Origin of the sequence: Sorangium sp. So ce448 (genome assembly GCF_051520915.1) — a bacterium.
Lineage (GTDB): Bacteria > Myxococcota_A > Polyangia > Polyangiales > Polyangiaceae > Sorangium > Sorangium cellulosum_B.
In genome coordinates this window covers 12,890,221-12,909,802 of sequence record NZ_CP150343.1, presented here as the reverse complement: position 1 = coordinate 12,909,802, position 19,582 = coordinate 12,890,221, and the positions used below count along the sequence as shown (strand labels likewise).

At 71.7% G+C, this 19,582-nt stretch carries 17 protein-coding genes; 11 read left to right on the top strand and 6 right to left on the bottom strand.

What is annotated here, in order from left to right; all coding sequences use genetic code 11:
* Positions 1 to 67: 67 nt before the first annotated feature.
* Positions 68 to 232, bottom strand: a complete 165-nt coding sequence (locus WMF45_RS48500) for a DUF1328 domain-containing protein (RefSeq protein ID WP_437713911.1) — start codon at positions 230 to 232, stop codon at positions 68 to 70.
* Between the two features lie 614 nt (positions 233 to 846).
* On the opposite strand from WMF45_RS48500, the gene WMF45_RS48495 reads away from it, so the two are divergent.
* From WMF45_RS48495 to WMF45_RS48485, 3 genes are all read left to right on the top strand, one after another.
* Positions 847 to 3,693: a PAS domain-containing hybrid sensor histidine kinase/response regulator gene (locus WMF45_RS48495; RefSeq protein WP_437713909.1), complete on the top strand. Its 2,847-nt coding sequence runs from the start codon at positions 847 to 849 to the stop codon at positions 3,691 to 3,693.
* Positions 3,694 to 3,768: 75 nt separating this feature from the next.
* On the top strand, positions 3,769 to 4,185 hold the full coding sequence (locus WMF45_RS48490; RefSeq protein ID WP_437713908.1) for a response regulator: 417 nt from the start codon (positions 3,769 to 3,771) through the stop codon (positions 4,183 to 4,185).
* Positions 4,182 to 5,819 carry an ATP-binding protein gene (locus WMF45_RS48485; RefSeq protein ID WP_437713906.1) on the top strand — a complete coding sequence of 546 codons (1,638 nt, stop codon included), beginning with the start codon at positions 4,182 to 4,184 and terminating at the stop codon, positions 5,817 to 5,819. Before WMF45_RS48490 ends, WMF45_RS48485 begins: the two co-directional genes overlap by 4 nt.
* 6 nt (positions 5,820 to 5,825) lie before the next feature.
* On the opposite strand, the gene WMF45_RS48480 is transcribed toward WMF45_RS48485, so the two are convergent.
* The 5 genes from WMF45_RS48480 to WMF45_RS48460 form a co-directional block, all read right to left on the bottom strand.
* On the bottom strand, positions 5,826 to 6,449 hold the full coding sequence (locus WMF45_RS48480; protein ID WP_437713904.1) for a methyltransferase: 624 nt from the start codon (positions 6,447 to 6,449) through the stop codon (positions 5,826 to 5,828).
* Positions 6,446 to 9,640, bottom strand: a complete 3,195-nt coding sequence (locus tag WMF45_RS48475; RefSeq protein ID WP_437713903.1) for an efflux RND transporter permease subunit — start codon at positions 9,638 to 9,640, stop codon at positions 6,446 to 6,448. The genes WMF45_RS48480 and WMF45_RS48475 overlap by 4 nt, the downstream gene beginning before the upstream one ends.
* Positions 9,641 to 9,656: 16 nt before the next feature.
* On the bottom strand, positions 9,657 to 11,030 hold the full coding sequence (locus WMF45_RS48470; protein ID WP_437713901.1) for an efflux RND transporter periplasmic adaptor subunit: 1,374 nt from the start codon (positions 11,028 to 11,030) through the stop codon (positions 9,657 to 9,659).
* A complete protein-coding gene (locus WMF45_RS48465; RefSeq protein ID WP_437713900.1) occupies positions 11,027 to 12,283 on the bottom strand; it encodes a TolC family protein in 1,257 nt (418 codons plus the stop codon). Before WMF45_RS48465 ends, WMF45_RS48470 begins: the two co-directional genes overlap by 4 nt.
* 164 nt (positions 12,284 to 12,447) lie before the next feature.
* The gene (locus WMF45_RS48460) at positions 12,448 to 12,837 is read right to left on the bottom strand and encodes a hypothetical protein (protein ID WP_437713899.1); all 390 of its coding nucleotides are present in this window, start codon (positions 12,835 to 12,837) and stop codon (positions 12,448 to 12,450) included.
* A 1,249-nt stretch (positions 12,838 to 14,086) separates the two neighbouring features.
* Here WMF45_RS48460 and WMF45_RS48455 point away from each other — a divergent pair.
* The 8 genes from WMF45_RS48455 to WMF45_RS48420 all read left to right on the top strand — a co-directional run bounded on the left by WMF45_RS48455 (position 14,087) and on the right by WMF45_RS48420 (position 19,565).
* Positions 14,087 to 14,473, top strand: a complete 387-nt coding sequence (locus WMF45_RS48455) for a hypothetical protein (RefSeq protein ID WP_437713897.1) — start codon at positions 14,087 to 14,089, stop codon at positions 14,471 to 14,473.
* Positions 14,470 to 14,604 carry a hypothetical protein gene (locus WMF45_RS48450; RefSeq protein ID WP_437713895.1) on the top strand — a complete coding sequence of 45 codons (135 nt, stop codon included), beginning with the start codon at positions 14,470 to 14,472 and terminating at the stop codon, positions 14,602 to 14,604. Before WMF45_RS48455 ends, WMF45_RS48450 begins: the two co-directional genes overlap by 4 nt.
* A gap of 119 nt (positions 14,605 to 14,723) precedes the next feature.
* Positions 14,724 to 15,074, top strand: a complete 351-nt coding sequence (locus WMF45_RS48445; protein WP_437713893.1) for a hypothetical protein — start codon at positions 14,724 to 14,726, stop codon at positions 15,072 to 15,074.
* A 147-nt stretch (positions 15,075 to 15,221) separates the two neighbouring features.
* Positions 15,222 to 15,776 (top strand): hypothetical protein, encoded by a 555-nt coding sequence (locus tag WMF45_RS48440; protein WP_437713891.1) that lies wholly within the window; start codon positions 15,222 to 15,224, stop codon positions 15,774 to 15,776.
* A gap of 116 nt (positions 15,777 to 15,892) precedes the next feature.
* On the top strand, positions 15,893 to 16,237 hold the full coding sequence (locus WMF45_RS48435; RefSeq protein ID WP_437713889.1) for a hypothetical protein: 345 nt from the start codon (positions 15,893 to 15,895) through the stop codon (positions 16,235 to 16,237).
* A gap of 145 nt (positions 16,238 to 16,382) precedes the next feature.
* Positions 16,383 to 17,630 (top strand): site-specific integrase, encoded by a 1,248-nt coding sequence (locus tag WMF45_RS48430; protein ID WP_437713887.1) that lies wholly within the window; start codon positions 16,383 to 16,385, stop codon positions 17,628 to 17,630.
* Between the two features lie 490 nt (positions 17,631 to 18,120).
* Positions 18,121 to 18,747 carry a Mu transposase domain-containing protein gene (locus WMF45_RS48425; protein ID WP_437713885.1) on the top strand — a complete coding sequence of 209 codons (627 nt, stop codon included), beginning with the start codon at positions 18,121 to 18,123 and terminating at the stop codon, positions 18,745 to 18,747.
* Complete coding sequence (locus WMF45_RS48420) at positions 18,744 to 19,565, top strand: ATP-binding protein (RefSeq protein WP_437713883.1); 822 nt, start codon at positions 18,744 to 18,746, stop codon at positions 19,563 to 19,565. The genes WMF45_RS48425 and WMF45_RS48420 overlap by 4 nt, the downstream gene beginning before the upstream one ends.
* The last annotated feature ends 17 nt before the right edge of the window (positions 19,566 to 19,582 follow it).

The following is a 19,582-nucleotide window of genomic DNA, read 5'->3' as shown; positions in this document are numbered from 1 at the left end:
TACCGCTCGGCCTGGCGAGGCATGTCGCCCCGATCGTGGCCTCCGAGCACGTGCGATCCGCACGGGGTCAGGTCGGTGCGCGTCGGCCGAACGCGAGGGAGACGACCGCCAGGACGAGGAAGATGACGAAGAGCAACTTCGCCACCGAGGCGGCGCTCGCCGCGAGGCCGCCGAAGCCGAGGATTGCAGCGATGATCGCCACGACGAAGAACGCGACACTCCAGCTGAGCATGATAACCTCCTCATTGGGTGAATGACTGGGTGAATCACTGGGTGGATGAATGTTCCAGCGCTTCGATGCTGCGTTGTTGCAGCGATTGCAGCGGTTACGTCGTCACCGCGTCACGGCGTTACGTCGTTGCAGCCGACGTGCCGCGACATCGCGAGTTCCCCGGATCCGCGGAGCGCCCGGGCGCCCCGGCGGCTCGCTGCAGATGCCGCCGCACGACACGGGCGGGCGGGGTAGCTGCGGCAAATTGCCTCACTCGTGACGTCGCGCACCGCGCATCATCTCTTTCATCGGCTGGCCGATCTCGGCACAACGCTTGCTCGCGCCTGGGCTTGTGCGGGCGAGATGGAAGTCAGGCTCGGCTCAAGGCCGGTGTCGAGATCGACGCCGACGGAGAGCCGGCCGCGGCTGTCTGAGGGTGGCGGCCGGCCGACCGAGGCCGGGTGAGCCGCGCTGTCAGCAGTGCGCCTTGTGGCGGTCGGTCAGCTCTCCGAAGATACAGTGCTCGCCGATGCCACCGGCGCCGCCGATCGCCCACCGTCGCTCGCCGCTCGCTGCCCAGGCCCCCTGACGGCGACGCCTGCCGAGGTCGGGCTCCCGACGCGAACGATCCGATCATGACGATCCCGCTCTCCACGCTCATCAGGACCCGCCGCGAGGCCATCATCGAGCGGTTCGTGGGCGAGCTGCGCAAGCGAAGCGCCGCGGTGCGCAACATGCCCAAGCCGCTCATCATCAACTCGCTGCCGAGCTTCCTCGACGAGGTGGCCGCCAGCATGGAGCAACGCGCATCGACGGCCGGCAGCAAGGAGGCCGCGCGCGAGCACGGCGAGATGCGCTGGGAGCACGGGCTCGACCTGAGCGTGATGGTCCGCGAGTACGGCGTCCTCCGGCAATCCATCCTCCGCGAGCTGGAGGAGGCGGGGTTCACGCCGGATCTACGGGAGATCGAGGCGCTCTCCGAGCGCGTGGACGCGGGCATCGCCCAGGCGGTGACCGAGCACACCCGACTCCAGCTGGAGGCGATCGAGACCGAGCGCAGGCGCACCGAGATCGAGCGAGGCAGGAGCGGCTCGCTGCTCTCGCAGGCGCCCGCGCCGATCTGCTTCCTCAAGGGCGCGGAGCTCGTGTTCGAGCTCGCGAACCCGCTCTTCTGCCGCATGGTCGGCCGCGACGATCTCCTCGGCAAGCCGCTCGTCGAGGCGGTCCCGGAGCTGCGCGGGCAGCCGCTGCACGCGCAGCTCGAGGCCGTCCTGACGAGCGGCGAGCCGAGCGTGGCGAGCGAGATCCCGGTGCGGATCACGCGCTGGACCGGCGAGACGGTCGAGCGGCTGTACAACGTCCTGTGCAAGCCGGTGCACGACGTGGGCGGCGCCGTGGAGGGCGTCATGATGACGGCGTTCGACGTGACCGAGCAGATCGGCGCGCGCCGGAAGGCGGAGCGGCTCGCGCTCGAGCTCCAGCAGAGCGTGGCCCAGCGCCTGCGCGCGGAGCAGGCGCTCCGCGTGAACGAGGAGCGCTTCCGCAAGGCGCTCCGGGGGTCGCCGGTCATGGTGTTCACCCAGGACCGGGACCTGCGCTACACGTGGATGCACAACTCGTTCGGCAAGTCCGAGCGCGAGGTGCTCGGGAAGACCGACGGGGAGGTGCTGGAGGACCCGGAGGCCGCGAGGTCGCTCGATCGGACGAAGCGCGACGTGCTCGCCAGCGGCGTCGGCCAGCGGCGCGAGATCGCGGTGCGCGCCGGCGGGCGCACCCAGCACATCGACGTCTCGATCGAGCCGCTGGCCGATGACACGGGCGAGATCATCGGCATCACCTGCACGGCGACGGACATCACGGAGCGGAAGTCGATCGAGCAGGCGCTGCGGGCGAGCGAGGCGAGGTTCCGCACCGTGCAGGAGGCGTCGCCCGACGGGTTCATGATGCTGCGCAGCGTGCGCGACGCGTCCGGGGCGATCTCCGACTTCGAGTGGGTCTACGTGAACCCGGCCACGGGGCCGATCGTCGGGGGCCGGGGCAAGGATCTGGAGGGCAAGCGGCTCTTGATCGAGGTCCCTGGCAGCGCGCTCGCGAGCGCGTTCGACGCGTACGCGCGCGTCGTGGAGACCGGCGAGCCCGCGCGGGTCGAGCTCTTCTGCGCGCACGAGGGCGCTCCGCGGACGTTCCGCGCCATCGCGGTCGCGCTGGGCGACGGCGTCGGGCTCTCGTTCCACGACATCACGGAGGAGAAGCGCACCGACGCCGAGCGCGCCCAGCTCCTCCAGCACGAGCAGCGCGCGCGCCAGCACGCCGAGCAGCTGAACCGGCTCAAGGACGAGTTCCTCGCGACGGTGTCGCACGAGCTCAGGACGCCGCTCCAGTCGATCCTGGGCTGGGCGCGGATCCTCCGGACGGGCGAGGTGGACGCCGAGTCGCTCGAGCGGGGGCTCGCCACGATCGAGCGCAACGCGAAGGCGCAGTCGCAGCTCATCGAGGACGTCCTCGACGCCTCGACGATCATCGCGGGGAAGCTGCAGCTCCGGACCGATCCGGTCGACGTGCGGCAGGTGCTCGCCACGGCGCTCGACCTGGTGCGCCCGGCGGCGCTGGCGAAGGGCGTCGCGGTCGACACCTCCGTCGCCGACGACGTGGGCATCTTCCTCGGCGACGCGGAGAGGCTCCAGCAGGTCGTCTGGAACCTGCTCACGAACGCGGTGAAGTTCACGCCGTCCGGGGGCCGGGTGCGGGCCCTCGCCCGGCGCGTCGAGGCGACGCTCGAGGTCGAGGTCGAGGACAACGGCGAGGGCATCCCGAAGAGCTTCCTGCCGTTCCTGTTCGAGCGGTTCCGGCAGGCGGACGGGGGGATGACCCGGGCCCACGGCGGGCTCGGGCTCGGCCTCGCCATCGTGCGTCACCTGGCGGAGGCGCAGGGCGGCAGCGTGCACGCCGAGAGCGACGGAGAGGGCAAGGGCGCGCGCTTCCGGGTCCGGCTGCCGATCCGCGCCGATGCGCCCGCGGCGCCGCCGTCCCCGCAGCGCCGGGGCGGCGAGGCGCCGGGGGGCGCCGCGCGGCGCGTGCTCGAGGGCATCCGGGTCCTCGTGGTCGACGACGAGACCGACGCCCGCGAGCTGCTCGGCATCATCTTCGTGCGCGCCGGGGCGACCGTGAGCGAGGCGGCCTCAGCTGGCGCGGCGCTCGAGGCCCTTCACATGGGCGAGTTCGACGTGCTCGTGAGCGACATCGGCATGCCGGGTGAGGACGGTTACGCGATGATGCGGCGGCTGCGCGCCCTGGGGACCGACGTCCCCGCGAGCGGCATACCGGCGCTCGCGCTCACCGCGTACACGCGCATGGAGGACCGCCGCCAGGCGATCGCCGCGGGCTTCCAGATGCACCTGGCCAAGCCCATCGAGCCGAACAGCCTGGTGACCGCCGTCGCGCACCTCGTCGGCCGCGCGGGCAAGCCTGGTAGCTGGCCGTAGCCCCGTAGCCCCTGCGCGCGGCCTGCGGTTGATGCTATCAACGAGCCTCCGCTTTGCCCCTCCACGAGGACGAGGATGGACGGTAAATTCCTGAATATTATCCTGGTCGAGGACGACACCGTCGACGTGATGAACGTCCGGAGGGCGTTCGAGAGGGGCAAGATCACGAACCCGCTCTGGGTGGCGGGCGACGGCGTGGAGGGGCTCGATCTGCTGCGCGGCAACCAGGTGCCCAGGGATCGGCGCCTCGTCCTGCTCGACCTGAACATGCCCAGGATGAACGGCATCGAGTTCCTCCGCGAGCTCCGGGCCGACGTCTCGCTGCGGCCGACGCCCGTCGTCGTGCTGACGACGTCGAACGACGATCGGGACAAGGTGGACGCGTACGATCTGAACGTCGCGGGCTACCTGCTCAAGCCCGTGACGTTCCTGAGCTTCGTCGAGCTCATGACGGCGCTGAACCGGTACTGGACGCTCGTGGAGATGCCTTGAGCCCGAGGTCGGTGCGCCTCCTCGTCGTCGACGACGACACGGTCGATCGGATCGCGATCCTGCGTGCGCTGCGGAGCGGCCGCGTCGACGCCGAGATCAGGGAGGCCGATTCCGTCGATTCGGCGCTCGCGGTGCTGTACGAGCAGCAGGTCGACTGCGTGCTGCTCGACTATTACCTCCCCGGGGGCGACGGGCTCGCGGTGATCGAGGCGGCGCGCAAGGCGAAGCTCACGGCGCCGTTCATCATGCTGACCGGGCAGGGCGACGAGTCGCTCGCCGTCGATCTGATGAAGCGGGGCGCGGCGGACTACGTGCCGAAGAACCTGCTGACGCCCGAGCGGCTGGTGCAGAGCCTGCGCCACGTCCTGCGGCTGAGCGAGGTGGAGCGCCGGGAGGAAGAGGCGCGCAGGGCGCTCGCCCGCCACGCGAGCCAGCTCGCGCAGCTCACCGAGGCGACGCTGCGCATCCACCGGTCGCTCTCGCTGAACGAGCTGATCCAGCGCACCACCGACGAGGCGCGCGCGCTGCTCGACGCGGGCGTCGCGGCCTCGCGGCTCTCGGCGCGGGGCGTGGAGCAGCGGCCTTTGACGGGCATCTCGCTGTCCGAGGAGTACGCCGCGCGGGAGGACCGCGACGGCATCCGCGAGGTCGCGTTCGGCCTGATCGAGCGGAGGAGCACCGGCGTCCGGCTGACGGGCGACGAGATCGCGAGCGATCCGACGTGCGCCGACCTGCTCTCGCGCGCGCCGGCCGAGCTCCACCCGCGCTCGCTCCTCGCGGCGCCGCTGCGCGGCCGGGACGGCCAGTGCATCGGGAGCATCCAGCTGCTCGATCGGCGCGACGGCCCCTTCGTGGAGAGCGACGAGGTGCTGCTCACCCAGCTCGCGCAGTCGGCGTCCGTCGCCCTGGAGAACGCGCGGCTCTACAACGAGGCGCAGGCCGCGACGCGCGCCCGCGACGACCTCCTGGCGATCGTGTCGCACGATCTCCGGAACCCGCTCAACACCATCGCGATCACGGCGTCGCTGCTGCGGAGCGATCTGCTCCAGCGGGAGGACGGCGACGACGACGACGCCGTCCAGCTCGTCGACCGCATGGATCGCGGCATCCAGAGCATGACGCGGCTCATCGAGGATCTGCTCGACGCGTCGCGCATCGAGGCGGGGCGGCTCGTTGTGTCGCCGAGGGTGGAGCGGGGCGGGACGCTCGTCCGCGAGGCGCTCGACGCGGCCGCGTCGCTCGCGGAGGCGAAGGGCTGCCGGGTGACGCAGGGGCCGCTCGACGCGGGCCTGGAGGTCCTCGCCGACCGGGATCGCGTGCTCCAGGTCTTCTCGAACCTGCTCGGCAACGCGCTGAAGTTCACGCCGAGGGGCGGCGTCGTGAGCGTGTCGCTCTGCCGGGTCGCCGACAGCGCGCGCTTCTCGGTGGCCGATACGGGTCCGGGCATCCCGCCCGAGCACCAGCCGCACCTCTTCGATCGCTACTGGAAGGCCTCGCAGGAGTCGCGCACCGGGGCGGGGCTGGGCCTCTACATCGCGCGCGGCATCGTCGAGGCGCACCACGGGACCATGGCGGTCGAGAGCGCCCCGGGCCAGGGGACGACGATCCACTTCTCGCTGCCCCTGGCGAGCTGAGGGGCGTCAGGGCGACGGCGGCGAGCCCCCTCGGCCGATCCCGGGCACGAAGCGGCCGACCTTCGCGCAGTAGGCCGCGTAGGCGCCGCCGTGGGTGCGCAGGAGGTACGGCTCCTCGACGAGGCGGACCTGGAGCTCGATCGCGAGGACCAGCGCGACGAGCGAGGCGAGCGCGGCCGCGTTCGGGAGGATCAGCAGCAGCCCGAGCGCGGCCAGCATCATGAAGCTGAAGACAGGGTTCCGCACCACCGCGAACGGGCCTCCGGTCACGAGGCCCGTGCGCTCCGCATCGCTGACGCCGATGCGCCAGGACGCGCCCATCGCGCCCTGGGACCAGAGCGTGCCGAGCGTCCCCGCGATCGTCATGGCCGCGCCGAGGGCGACGAGGGGCGGGCCGGGATCGGCGAGGGGCCCGATCCAGGCCGCGAGCTCCGCGACGGGGGCCAGCGCTCCGAGGACGAGCGCGATCACGAAGAGCACGCCGCCGAGCCACGACAGCGACCCGGGTGGCCCCGAGATGCCGCGGAAGCCGGCCGATCCCGTCGCGCGGAGCTGCCGGAGCGAGCGCCATCCGAACGCGAGCGCAAGGTAGATCCCGTAGAGAACGAGGGCGAGCCAGGGTCGGTTCATGTCGAGCTCTCCTGTCGATGGGTCAGCCGGTAGAGGACCGGCAGGACGACGAGCGTGAGCGTCGTGGACGAGAGGATCCCGCCGATGACGACCGTCGCGAGCGGGCGCTGCACCTCGGAGCCGGTGCCGGTGGCGAGCGCCATCGGGACGAAGCCGAGCGCCGCGACGAGCGCCGTCATGAGCACGGGGCGGAGCCGCGCGATCGAGCCGTGGAGCACGGCGTCGTCGAGCGCCTCGCCGCGCTGCCGCAGGTTCTCGATGAACGTCACCATCACGAGCCCGTTCAGCACGGCGACGCCCGAGAGCGCGATGAAGCCCACGGCCGCCGAGATCGAGAGCGGGAGCCCGCGGCCCCAGAGCGCGAGCACGCCGCCGGTGAGCGCGAGCGGGACGCCGGTGAAGATCAGCGCGGCGTTCCTGAGCGTCCCGACGGAGAGGAAGAGCAGGCCGAAGATCAGCCCGAGCGCCACAGGGACCACCACGGCGAGGCGCCGCTGGGCGGCGAGCATGTTCTCGAACTGGCCGCCCCAGGACATCCAGTAGCCCGGCGGGAGCTTGATCGCGGCGTCGATCCGCGCCTCGGCGTCGGCGACGAAGCCGCCGAGGTCGCGCCCGCGCACGTTGCACTGGACGACGACGCGGCGCTTGCCGCTCTCCCGGCTGACCTGGTTCGGGCCCTCCTCGACGCCGATCTTCGCCACCGCGCCGAGCGGCACGAACGCCGCCCGCTCGGGCGCGCCGGCCGCGGCGGCGATGGTCGGGCCGCTCGGTCCTGTCGCGTGGCCCCCCTTGCTCCGGAGCGGGATCGGGAGCCGCTCGAGCGCCCCGATGTCGCGGCGGATGGAGTCGGGCAGCCGGAGCACCAGATCGAAGCGCTTGTCCCCCTCGAAGACCTCGCCGGCGCTCACGCCCCCGATCGCGGCCTCGACGACCGCCTGCACGTCGGCGACGTTGAGCCCGTAGCGGGCCACCATGCGCCGATCCACGTCGATGGTCAGCACCGGCAGGCCCGTGACCTGCTCCACCTTGACGTCGGCCGCGCCCGGCGTCGCCTTGAGGAGCGCGCCGATCCTGCTCGCCTCCTTGAGCATCACGTCGAGGTCGTCGCCGAAGACCTTGACCGCGACGTCGCTCCGCACGCCGCTGATGAGCTCGTTGAACCGGAGCTCGATCGGCTGGCTGAACTCGTAGTTCTGCCCCGGCAGCTCGTGGATCACCGCCTCGATCGCCTCGGCGAGCTCCTCCTGCGTCTTCGCCTTCTTCCACGCGCTCCGCGGCCGCAGCATCAGGTAGGTGTCGGAGACGTTCGGGCCCATCGGATCGGTCGCGACCTCGGCCGTCCCGGTCCTGGCGAAGACGTGCTCGATCTCGTCCGGGAACCGCTCCCGGAGGAGGCGCTCGAGCTGCGCCTGCATGGCCACGCTCGTCGTGAGGCTGATCGACGGGATGCGCGCCGGCTGGAGCGCGAGCGCCCCCTCGCTCAGCTTGGGGGCGAACTCGCTGCCGAGCCCCGCGGCGACCAGGCCGGAGGCGGCGAGGACGACGCCCGCGATCGCGATCACGATCGGCCTGTGGGACAGCGCCCAGGCGAGCGCCCTCCCGTAGGCGCGCTTCGCGTGGTGAAAGAGGAAGTTCTCCTTCTCCGACACGTTGCCCCTGAGGAGCAGCGCCACGAGCGCCGGGATGAACGTCATCGACAGGATCGTCGCCCCCGCGAGCGCCAGGACGACGGTCTGCGCCATCGGCCGGAACATCTTCCCCTCGATGCCGGTCAGCGTGAGGATGGGCAGGTAGACGATCGCGATGATGAGCTCACCGAAGATCGTCGCCTGGCGGACCTCCTGGGACGCCTCGTAGGCGAGGTCGAGCCGCTCTTCGCGGGTGAGCACCCGCCCGAGCCGGCGCTGCTCCTCGGCGAAGCGCCGCACGCAGTTCTCGACGATGATCACCGAGCCGTCGACGATGAGCCCGAAGTCGATGGCGCCGAGGCTCATCAGGTTGCCGCTGATCTTGCTCTCGACCATGCCGGTGACGGCGATCAGCATCGAGAACGGGATCGCGAGCGCGGCGATGAGCGCGGCCCGGAGGTTGCCGAGCAGGAGGAAGAGCACCACGACGACCAGCGCCGCCCCTTCGAGAAGGCTGTTCCTGACGGTGCTCAGGGTGGCGTCGACGAGGTAGGTGCGGTCGTAGACGGTCTTGACCGTCACGCCCGCGGGCAGCGACTTGTTCACCGCCTTGATCTGGTCGTCCACGCGCCTGGAGACGGCGCGGCCGTTCTCCCCGACGAGCATGATGGCCGTGCCGATGACCGCTTCTTCTCCGTCCTCCGTGGCCGCCCCCGTGCGGAGCTCCTGGCCGACGCTGACCTCGGCGATGTCCTCGATCCGGATCGGCGCCTCGCGGTGGTTGCCGACGACGATGCCCCGGATGTCGTCCTCGCTCTGCACGAGGCCCGTGGCGCGGACGAGGTACTGCTCGCCCTTGTGCTCGATGTACCCTCCGCCCGCGTTGGCGTTGTTGGCCGCGAGGGCCTCGAGCACGTCGCGGAACGAGAGCCCGTAGCCGACGAGCTTCGCCGGATCCGGCGAGACCTGGTACAGCCGCTCGTGGCCGCCGATCGAGTTGACCTCCGTCACCCCGGGCACGGTCCGGACCTGGGGCCGCACGATCCAGTCCTGGATCGTGCGTAGGTCGGTGAGGTCGTAGGGCTTGCCGTCGGGCCGCCTGGCGTCCGGCGCGGCCTCGAGGGTCCACATGTAGATCTCGCCGAGGCCGGTCGCGATGGGGCCCAGCTGGGGCTCGCCGAGCCCTGGCGGCAGGCTCTCCTTCGCGGCGCCCAGGCGCTCCGCCACGAGCTGCCTCGCCCAGTAGATGTCGGTGCCGTCCTCGAAGATCACCGTCACCTGGGAGAGCCCGTAACGGGACAGCGAGCGCACCTGCTGGACGCCCGGGATCCCGCCCATGGCCCACTCGATGGGGAAGGTGATCTGGCGCTCGACCTCCACGGGGGAGAGCGCCTTGACCGACGTGTTGATCTGCACCTGGACGTTGGTGATGTCCGGGACCGCGTCGATCGGCAGGCGGGTGAAGTTGTAGGCCCCGAGCGCGCCGACCGCGAGGGTGACGGCGACGACGAGGAAGCGATGGCGGATCGAGACGGACAGGAGCCGCGAGAGCAGGGTGAGCATGGGTTCCTCGCGCGCCTCAGTGCTGGTGTCCGGCCTCGGATTTGCCGAGCTCCGCCTTGAGGATGAAGCTGTTCTTGCCGACGTAGCGCTCGCCTGCGGCGACGCCGGCCTCGATCTCGACGACCGGCGCGCCGCGTCGCGGCTCGGCGGCGGGGGCGCCGGGTGGCCCGCCGGCGCCCTCTGCCCCGAGCGCGACCCCGCTCGTGCCACGGCGCCCGATCTTCACGGGGCGGGCCTCGAAGCCGTCGCCCTCCTCGACGAAGACGACGTCCTTGCCCTCGACCCGCTGGATGGCCTCCTCGGAGACGACCACGGGCGCGGCCGCCTCCTCGACGGCGATGTCGGCGGTCGCGAAGAGCCCGGGGCGCCACGCGGCGCCCGGGCTCTGGAGGACGACGCGGGCCACGGCGGAGCGGCTCTGCTCGTCGACGACCTGCCCCAGGTACGCCAGCGTGCCCTGCGCGCTCTGCTCGATCCCCTCGGCCTTGACCCAGGCCGTCTGGCCGATCCGCGCGCGGCTGAGGTCCTTGGCGTAGACGGTGACGTTGACCCAGATGGTGGACAGGTCGGCGATCACGAAGACCTGGGTGTCTTCCTTGAGCACCTCGCCGATGGCGATGTGCTTCTCGATGATGGTGCCGTCGATGGGGGCGACCAGCGCGTAACCGGTGCCCTTGCCCGCGCCCGAGCCCGCGGCGGCGCTGAGCTTCTGCGCGGCGCTGCGGTGCTCGATCCGCGCCTCGGCGACCGCCTGCCTGGCCGCGAGGTACTCCTTCTCGGCCGAGATGCGCTCCTTCCAGAGCGCCTCGTGGCGCGTGAAGCTCGCCTCGGCGAGGGAGAGGCGCTCCTTGGCCGCCAGGAGCTCGCGCTGGAGCTCGGCGAGCTCGCGGCTGTCGAGCACGGCGAGCACCTCTCCTCGCGTGACCGTGTCGCCCAGCTGCTTCTTCACCTCTCGCGCCGTCCCCGGCACGCGGGGCGTGACGTGCGCGATGGCCTCCGCGTTGAGCGCGACCTCGCCGGGGAGCGTGACCGTCACCGCGACGTTGCCCGGTCCGGCGGTGAGCATCTCCAGCCCGGCGTTCTGGATCATCGCCGGCGACAGCTTGAGCGTGTCGCCGTGGGCGTGCGCTTCCCCGGGCTCGTCCGGCGCGTGCTTCTCCGCGTGGTCGTGCTCGTGATCGCCGTCGTGGCCATCGCCGTGCGCTCCCTCCTTCTCGCCGTGCTGATGCCCGTCGTGCTCCTCATGGCCGGCCTCGCGGTCGTGCCCGTGGCGTCGATGCTCGACGCGCACCGTGATGGCGACGGCCGCGACGACGAGCGCCAGGACGGCGGCCGCGATCGCGGCGATCACCTTCGGGGAAAGCTCTATCTTCCGCGGAGGAGCGCTCATCGGGGTGCCCTCCCCGCGGCGACCAGGAGCTCGATCTTGGCGGCCGCGTGGGCGTGCTCCGCCTCCAGCAGCGCCGCCTCGGCGTCGATGACCTCACGCCGCACCAGGAGGACGCTCGCGAGATCTTTCTCGCCGAGCTCGTACCCCCGCGCCGAGATCGCGGCCGCCTGTTCCATCAGGGTGGCCGTCGGTGTCAGCGCCTGGAGGGCCTCTTTCGTCGCCTTGTAGCGCGCGTAGAGCTGGGTGATGTGGCCCGCGGCGCCGGTCCGCGCGGCCTCGGCGCGCGCCTGGGCGACCTCGATCTCCGCGGCGGCGGTCGCGGCGCCGGCGCGGTTGGCGTTGAGGATCGGCAGCGGGATCGCGAGGCCGAGCATGCCGATGTTCGCGCCGTCGTCGCGCTCGACCTGGGCGACGACGTTGACGGTGGGCCACCCGGCCGCCCGCTCGCGCTCCGCCTTGGCCCGCGCGGCGTCGACCGAAGCCTCGGCGGCCCCGACATCGGGGCGCCGCCCCAGGTCGCCGAGGATCGACGCGAGCGGCGGTGGATCGTCAGGCGGCACGAGGGGCCCCTCCACCGGGGGCAGCTGCTGCGCTGCTCGCAGGGGGAGGCCGAGCAGGCCGAGGAGCGCCGCCTCGTCGGCGTCGCGTGTGCCTTCCGCCGCCTTCGCTGCCGCCTGGTCGCGCCCCTTCTGGAGCGACGCCAGGGTGACATCGACCTCCGACACCTCGCCTGCCTTGCGCTGGCGCTCCGCGGCGGCGTGGAGCCGCTCTGCGAGCGCGACGCGGGCGCGGGCGAGCCGCACCTGCCGCTCGCCCCGGAGCACGAGGGCGTGCTGGAGCAGGGCGGCGAGAAGGACGCGGCGCCGGCCGTCCTCGGCGTTGATCTCGGCGGCGCGCTGCTCGGCCTTCGCGGCTGCGATGCGCTCACCTCGCTGGCCGCCGAGCTCGATCGGCCACGCGAGGGACACCGAAGCGGCCGCCGGCTTGCTCCCGTCGGGGTTGAGCCGAACGCCGCCCATGCCGGTCAGCACGGGGTTCTCCAGGGAGAGCGCGCCTGCAGCTGAGGTCGCGGCGCGGGCGACGCCGGCCTCCGCCGTGGCCACGCGCGCGCTCGGGGCTGCGCGGGCGAGGTCGGCGACGCGGGCGCGGGTCAGGGGCGGCTCTGCGGCGAGGGCCGCCGGGGGCGCGAACGACAGGAGATGCAGGGCGAGCGAGGAAGCGACGAACAGACGACGCACGGGGGGACGGAACATGGACGGACAGCCCTCGAGCGCGTGAAGCGCTCGCGCGAAGAACCGCGGTTGTGCCCGGTCAGGATCGCGTGAGAGGGCCGAGCTCACGGCGGCGCGGCGCAGGGGCGCTCAAACGCCTGTGCGCTGCTGCCGTGCTCGCGGGTGCGACACCTGACGCGGGCGCCTCAGGCGCGCGGGTGTCGGGGTGGCCGTTCGAGGCGGTGAGGGGGGCTGCGCCCTGGCATTTCCGGCAGCGTCGACGCGGCGATCTCGTACGCCTCCAGGAGGATGTAGGGCAGCGCGGCGCCGACGGAGAGCGTCATGGGGATACGGCCACAAGCGCAGTCGCTGCAGCTGGGCGGACAGTCCTCGTGGGAGCTGTCCGGCGCCGCGTCCTCCTCGTGATGGGCCGATGACGCCTCGAGCATCGGGTGCTCGCAAGCGATCGTCATGCCGAGCGCCTGGAGGGTGTGGCCCTGCGCCAGGAGACCGACGACGAGCAGCACCGGGAGCGCGGCGCGGATCCAGCGAAGGATCGCGCTGCGGTCACGATGGGGTCGCCGGAGGCGGAGCATCCGATGCGAGCGTGGGGGAGGACCAGACGGGCGTCAAGGAAGGCGTTCGGCCGAGCCCGACCAGGCCGCCCGGCGACCGACGCAAGCCTGCGTGTGCCGTCGACGCGCGTCCGAACGGAGGATTGAGCAGGATTGCGCACGACACGGTCATCGTGGCACCCGGGACTCCACGCTGGAACATGCTGAGTGGCCCCTCCACGAACAGCATGGGTCCGCCTTCAAAGCGCCCCTGCCGCGGACACCTCGCGCGCACAACCGATGGATCGATTGGCGTGAACGCCGGTGCGATGGGCACGATGAACCATCGTCCGTATCGCGCGAGTCTGCGAGGCTCACCTGGACCAGACAGCCAGCGAGGAGCCTCGGGGCAGCCGCCGAAACACCACGTCGGCGAACCGCTCGGAGGAGCCCTGAGGGCTCCCTTGCGCGCTCTCCTGTGCATCCCGGCGCGAGCTCGTGTGACATCCGCCCCGAACAGGCGGTCTGTCGCACGCCCGCCGGAGCACCACTCCCCACGCGGCATGTGCTGCCCGCATACATCGCCGTGCGTCCAGCTGGACGCAGACGACCGCTCAGCGGTGCCAGGGCAAGCCGTCGAGGCCCAGACGCGCGCTCCGAAACCGGGCTGCCCCGTAAGGACACAAGGGCAGCGTCACCGGCACCACACACGAGCCGAGGCAATGCGCTCAGGCAGGTGTACACAAGGAGTGGAGAACGAGGCGTCGAGAGAGAGAGTGCGAAGGGGGGGACTTGTCGCACGGGGGCGGCAAGTGCTCGGAATCATGTAGCTATCGCGACTTTGCGCGAGGAGGTGTGCCGAGCCTGTGCAGAGGCCGTCGGCGGCGCGCCGGTTGACCCGGCGCTCCGAGGGGGTGCGTCAGCAGCGGCAGCTCTCCGACTCGTTCTAACATGGCGCCACATCTACGCTGTTTCACGCACAGGAGCGAACATCCTGCATCTCGGCGCGCTCCTCGGGGCCGTGATCGGGGCGGCGGAGGGGGCGGGAAGCAACGACGGGGCGCCGGTGGTCCTCCGGGACTTCAGGTACACCCGCCTCCTTAATAGAGAGGGTCCAGGGGGGGCGCCGCCGGGGTGGCCGCTCGAGGACGCCGACGCCGAGCTCCTCCGCTGGGAGGCGCGCCGCACGGGCGCGCAAGCGGTCGCGATCGCGGCGAGCGCGATCGCGGCTCTGCTGGAGGCGCGCGTCGGCGGGGCACGCATCCACGTGGCGCTCGCGTTCGAGGCCGCGGTGAGAGCGCATGCGTGGCTTGCGCTCGCGGAGCAGACGGCGGTGGCGCCCGACGTGAGCGCCGCGGTCGTGAGCGGGCACCGGGAGGCAGCGAGGCGATGGACGCTCGCGGTCGCGCTCCACGCGCTCGGGCGCTACCCGTTCGCGGCCGAGGCGGAGGCGTGCACCGTGCTGCCGGCGAACGCGCCGGAAGACGACGCGACGAGAGAGCGTGACCGCGAGCGCGTCGAGGGGCAGCCGACGTCGCCGCCTGATCCGAGCGACGGGGACCTGAGCGACGCGTACGCGTGGGAGGAGTCGGAGCGATGCGAGGGGTGCGGCGCGCCTCCGGGCGAGAGCTGCTCGACGGGGTGCACGTCGGTTCCTGACGCGGAGGTGTCCCGATGAACCCCACCATCGAGACGACGCTCCGTCGCAGCGCCGCCGCGCTCGGGCTCAAGGGCGTCTCCATGGACACGGCGCCCATGGGCGAGCTCGTCGGCGCCGTGCTCGCGCTCCGTCAGGGCGAGCTGATGTAGTCGAGCAGAGCGCGCGCCGTGAACGCGTGACTGTCCGTCTACATACAGCACGCGCCGAGCTCGATGGAGCAGCGGCACGCGGACGCTGATCGCTACCTGCACCCAGGCGAGGTGCGCGCATGATGGCCACCGACCGCGAGATGGAGCACGAGACCCTCGTGCACCGTTCGGACGACGGCGTCTGGGCATGGTGCGGGCGCCTCTCGGGTGACGTGGAGGTGTACGCGACGGCGCCCTCGCGCTGGATCGACGACGTGAGCTGCCCCGCGTGCATCGCCGCGTCAGCGCGCAACGCGCCGGGCCCGCGGCGCACGTACCACGTCAAGGACAGCGACTGCGCGACGCGATGCGGACGCGCGATCGTGCCCGACATGGCGCTCGCGGACGCTGCGTGGTCGCGCGGCGTGCAGTGCGAGGGGTGCGCGGCGCCGCCGCGCGCGGTGCAGCTCGGGCTGTCGTTCGGAGGGTGACATGGCCGAGACGAACATCGAGCGGACGCGCCGCGCGCGTCCGCGGGGCGGCTTTGTCCATCGCAACACGTTCGACGGGGGCACCCATCAGCTCGGGCTGTTCTTCGATGAGCGGCCGAGCGCTCCCATGGCTGATCGGGGGCGTCGATGAAGCCCGCCGACAAGGTGATCGAGGAGCTCGAGCGCTACGGGCTCCGCGATCGGGCGACACGCGTCGCAGGATCGCTGCCGCTCGTGCAGGCCTTCGGCGCGAGCGGGGCGGCCGCGGTGGCGGCGCGAGCGGCCGTGCTCCGCGCGGTGCACCTGGTGGATCCGCTGCGCTGGACGCCCGCGGAGCTCGCCGCGTTGATCGGCTCCCACGTCTCGTGGGTTAACCGGCTGCTTGCGCGCGGCCGTGGGCTTGTCGCCGTGCACCTGGTCGCGCCCGGCGAGCCGGTGTGGACGCGCTGCGGCCGGCTCGATCCGGAGCTCGGCCGCGGCGTGGCGGTCGATGTGCCGTGGGCGACGGAGGTCACCTGCACCGCGTGCGCAGGGGCATGGCGGACGGGTGTCCTCTGCGCACGCGGCGTCGTCCACGTCGCCGAGAGCGGTGCGGTGCGCACCCGCTGCGGCGAGATCGCGGGCCCAGGGATCCGCGCCGTGTCGTGGCTCTGGCGCGCGGTGATCTCCTGCGAGGCCTGCCGCGGCGGAGGTTCGTCATGAGCACCGCGGGTCGCCTGAGGCGATCACCTGGTCGAGCTCCCGAGCCTACAGCCGAGCGCGCGGAGCGAAGGCGCATCACGGCGTCCGGTGCTCGCGGGGTACTCGCCGCGCTTGGCGTGTCGCGCGCCGAGCGCTCGTGCGGCAACGGCATGCCGGCGTGCCCCAACGTGCCCGCTGCGGGATTCAACCCGCTCGGGCTCTGCGCGGTGCACCTGGAGCGCTACCGCGCTGCGCTCGGAGGCACGGGATCGCAGGCGCAAGCAGAGCCTCGGGCTGATGTCGTGCGGCGCATCGCGGTGACCTGCCCGCGCTGCGGCCCTGGGCTCGCAGTGCTCAAGATGCTGATCGCGACGTGCACGACCTGCGGGACCGAGCTCCGCGTCTGCCGCGCGTGCGGCCTGCGCGAGGTGCTCACGAGCAGCGGCGGCATGCATTGCCGCGCGTGCGGGTGGAGTGCCTGACGGTGGTTGGAGAAGCAACAATTTGGCGCGCGCGAGTGGGAAACGCCTTACGCACCTAGTGTAAGACCGGCGGTCACTAATGGCGACGCGAGGACAGCCCGCGCGCCCCGTCTCCACGCGCAGCAAACCGAGGCGGGGTGTCTACGTGGACGTGAGAAAGCCGGGGCCGGAGCTGTATGGGCGGCAGATCACCGACCCGCGCGACGGGAAAAGGAAGTGGATCTGGGGCAAGACGCCCGGGGAGGTGCTCACCAGGATCGAGCTCATTCGGAAGCAGATCGAGGACGCGAAGCTCGGCATCATCTCGCACGAGGAGTTCGTGCAGCGGGCACAGGCGGGCATCGAGGGCCTGCTGACGGTGCAGAAGGCGTGGGAGTCGCACGTCGCTGCGCTGAGCCCGCGGTGGGCACCGAAGGCGAAGGGGTACTGGAGGCGGTACCTGAAGCCGCGCTTCGAGGACTGCGCCGCGGCGCACCTCACGGAGGACCGGATGCGGCAGTGGGACGAGTGGATGCTCACCCACCGCGTCCGCCGACGTGGCGAGATGCGCCCGCTCGCGGAGAAGACCATCAAGAACGTCTTCGACCTGCTGAAAGCGGCGTTCAACCGCGCCATCGGGAACAAGCGGCTCGCATCGCTGCCGTGGGGCAAGTGGGCGCCCAAGGGCGGAGGTAATGGACCGGAGCGTGAGGCCTGCCGATCGACGACCGAGCTGCTCCTGCTCGTGCGCGCTGCCACCGCGCGCGATGCGAGAACGCGAGCCTTCCGGGGCTTCGCGGACCTCGCGTACCGCGTGCTGGTCGCAGCGCTCTCGGGCCTCCGCCAAGGCGAGCTCGCGGGGCTCGGGTGGGACGACTTCGACAACCTCGACGGCGAGATCCCGGTGCTCGGGACGCGCGTGTTCCTCAGGGTGCGGCATCAGGCGATCGACGGCTGGCGCCTGGCAAACCCCGCGTGGACGCGGCCCCTGACGCCGCCGAAGGATCGCGACGGAGACGACCAGGCCGACAAGCCCCAGGAGCTGCACCCAGTCGCGGTGTGGGCGCTCCGCCAGCAGCGCGAGCAGCTACGCGCGCGCGGATGGTACCGGCTCAACGGTCCCGTGTTCCCCGCGACCTGGGGCAAGCGTCCGGGTGACTGGCGGAGCTGCGGGCAGGCCATCGATCCGGAGCGAGAGATCCGCGCCGTCGTGCGCGCGGCCGGGTTGCCCGATCCGGAGCGCTGGGTGACGCACAGCTTGCGGCACACGTTCGCGACGCTGGAGCTCGCCGCGGTGCTCGCTTCGACGGGTGACGTGCGCGCCGTGCAGGAGCGCACGCGGCATCGCGACCGCCGGACGCTGGAAGGCTTTAGCGGCGCTCTACCACTGATCCACCTTGCGGCGGGATCGTGATCCACCCGGTGCCACCCCGCTGCGCGGCATGTCGTATGCAGGTTGGAAGGCGCCGCCAAGCGGAGGGAGTTGCAGTGGTTGCCACGTGGCAACCCGAACATGGATCAACGATGATCCATCTCCGCGCGGCACGATACGCCGCGCGCGAGATCAGCGCTGCGAGCCGCGCGGTTGCGCCCTCGACGCCGAGGCGGAGGGCGGCGCCGGCTCGCCCACGAACTCGCGCCGCCTAGGCGTCTCACGCGCCTTGGGTCGCACGAAGGTCATCGCACCTGATCGCGATGTCGCGGTTGAGATCCACGTGGGCGCCGCCGCACGGCGCGATGGGTGGATCACTTCGGCGCCGCGAAGTGGATCAGTGGTAGGGCGCCGCCGAAGCGAGGCCCGCGCATCTGCGGAGCTGTGGTGTCGCGACGTCGCCGGCGCGCGCATCCACGGCACGACACGCGAGGTGCCGCGCGAGGTGTTCGAGTCACGCGAGAAGGGTGCCATGAAACCGGCGCCGGCAGCGCCGTTCGACGTGCCGCACTGGACTGACGCGAAGGTACACCCCGATCATCACGTGCAGGTCCTCCGGTCGCTCTACAGCGTGCCCACGCGCTACGTCGGCAGCACGGTGCGCGTCCGCGCCGACCGCGCGTCGGTGAGGATCTACGCGGGCACGGAGCTCGTGAAGTTGCACGCGCGGGTCGCGCCGGGCAAGCGCTCCACCGATCCGAGCGACTACCCCACGGGCAAGGCCGTCGCGGCGGTGCGCGACGTGGCCTCGCTCGTCGCGAGCGCGAGGAAGTGCGGCGCACACGTCGGCATCTACGCCGAGCGGCTGCTCGACGTGCCGCTGCCCTGGACGCGCATGCGGCTCGTCTATGCGCTGCTGCGGCTGTGCAAGAAATTCGGTGATGGGCGCGTCGAGGCCATCTGCCAGAGCGCGCTCGCCTTCGACGTCGTCGACGTGCAGCGCGTGACGCGCATGCTCGAGACGGCGAAGCCGGCCGCGTCACCGTCGACCGAGGACAGCAAGGTCGTTGCGCTCCCCACGCCGCGGTTCGCGCGCAGCACCGAGCACTTCGCGACACGCACGACGGCGGCTGCCGCGACGAAGGAGGAGGTGCGATGAGCGCCAACGACGTCGACCCTGCGCTGGTCACGGCACTCAAGCGACTGCGCCTCGGCCGCATCGCAACGACGTTGCGTGAGCGCCTCCTGCTCGCCGAGAAGCAGTCGATGGGGCACGAGGAGATGCTGCTCATGCTGCTGACCGACGAGATCGCGCGCCGCGAGGCGAGCGCGACGGACAGCCGCGTGCGCGACGCCGGGCTCGACCCCAGCATGCGCCTGGAGCTCTGGGACAAGACCGCAAAGGTCAGCTTCGACAGGCGCCTGCTCGGTGGGTTCACGAGCCTGCTCTTCCTCGAGGAGCACAAGCACATCGTCATCCTCGGCTCGGTGGGCGTAGGCAAGACCTTCATCGCCAACGCGCTCGGACACCTCGCGTGCCAGCACGGCTATAGCGTGCGCTTCCTGCGCGCCGACGCGATGCTGCGCAGGCTGCGCCAGAGCAGGCTCGACAACTCACGCGACGCCGAGATGGTCGCGCTCACGACCGTCGACCTGCTCATCCTGGACGACTTCGCGCTCGAGGCGATGAACAAGGAAGAGAGCCGTGACGTCTACCAGCTCTTCCTCGAACGCACGGGCCGCGGGTCGATGATCGTCACGAGCAATCGCGACACGGCCGAGTGGCTCGGGATGTTCGACGACGTGTTGCTCGCGCAGAGCGCCGTCGATCGGTTCAAGAATGCGGCGTTCGACTTCATCATGGAGGGCGAGTCGTACAGGCCACGGCTGAAGCCGAAGCTCGACGAGAGCAACGCGGCCGCGCCGCGGCCTGCGCGCAGCAAGCTGCCCACCCATCCACGCACCAAGCGTCGATGACCGCTGCGGTCTCGGCA